The organism is Streptomyces sp. NPDC002730 (genome assembly GCF_042888805.1).
GTDB lineage: Bacteria > Actinomycetota > Actinomycetes > Streptomycetales > Streptomycetaceae > Streptomyces.
Genome location: NZ_JBIAQG010000075.1, coordinates 1 through 1,153, shown reverse-complemented (window position 1 = coordinate 1,153; position 1,153 = coordinate 1). Strand labels below are relative to the sequence as shown.

Below are 1,153 nucleotides of genomic sequence, written 5' to 3'. Positions count from 1 at the left end.
ATCCGGGCACCCGCCAACGGCTGAGCGGCGGCGTACTCCTTACGGATCGACATCAGACCGGGCATCTCATGCTCGGCGAGAGTGATCTCCTTGCGACCGAAGGCGGCGAGGGAAAGATCGGCCACCTTGAAGTCCTGGTCAGTGGCGGACTGAGAGGGCATGGGTACTCCTCGTCTTCCTGACGCCCCGGTGTATCTCCACCGTCGCAGGCGATCGGTTCAGGGTGATGTAGTGCAGGCCCGGAGCGCCTTCGTCGAGCAGGCGCTCCGCCATCGCGATCGCGTGGTCGACACCGATCCGATGAGCTTCCTCCGGGTTGTCCCGTGCGGCATGAAGTCGTCCGGCGAGCTCCTCCGGGAAGGCCGCGTCGCTGAGTTCGGCGAAGCGGCGGATCTGCCGGTAGTCGGTCGCCGGCATGATCTCGGGAATGATCGGGGTGTCACATCCCGCAGCCGCCGCCCGGTCGCGCAGCCTCAGGTAGTACTCGACGTCGAAGAACATCTGGGTGATGGCGTAGTCGGCGCCCGCACGGCACTTGGCCGCGAAGTGCCGGATGTCGGTGTCCCAGTCCGGCGACCGGGGATGACGCTCCGGGAACGCCGCCACTCCCACGCTGAAGTCACCCAACTCACGTACCAGTTCGACCAGTTCCCTTGCGTACGTAAGCCCCTGGGGGTGGGAGACCCAGGTGCCCTTCGGCTCACCCGGCGGGTCGCCGCGCAGCGCGAGGACGTCGCGAATGCCCGCGTCCGCGTACTGGCCGATGATGTGCCGCAGTTCGGCCACCGAGTGGCCCACCGCGGTGAGGTGGGCCACCGGGCGAAGGGTCGTCAGGGTGGCGATCTTCTTGGTCACCGCGACGGTACGGTCCCGGGAGGAACCGCCTGCGCCGTACGTCACCGAGACGAAGGCCGGCGACAGGGACTCGATCCTGCGGAGGGCGTCCCAGAGCCGTTCTTCACCCACGTCGGTCTTGGGCGGGAAGAACTCGAAGGAGTACGAACGCTCCCCCGCCGCGAGAACGTCCCGCAGAGTCGTCACGATCGCGCCCCTCCCGTGTTGAAGTACTTCGCTTCGGGGTGGTGGATGACGATGGCGTCGGTGGACTGTTCCGGGTGGAGCTGGAACTCTTCGGACAGCTGGACACCGATCC

2 protein-coding genes are annotated in these 1,153 nt (G+C 66.9%); both read right to left on the bottom strand.

The window, feature by feature from the left end; genetic code table 11:
• The coding region (locus ACFYXH_RS42495; RefSeq protein WP_389575191.1) for an adenosylhomocysteinase at positions 1-161 on the bottom strand (161 nt) is incomplete at its 3' end.
• Complete coding sequence (metF, locus tag ACFYXH_RS42490; protein WP_389575189.1) at positions 139-1,041, bottom strand: methylenetetrahydrofolate reductase [NAD(P)H]; 903 nt, start codon at positions 1,039-1,041, stop codon at positions 139-141. The genes metF and ACFYXH_RS42495, both read right to left, overlap by 23 nt.
• Positions 1,042-1,153: the final 112 nt, after the last annotated feature.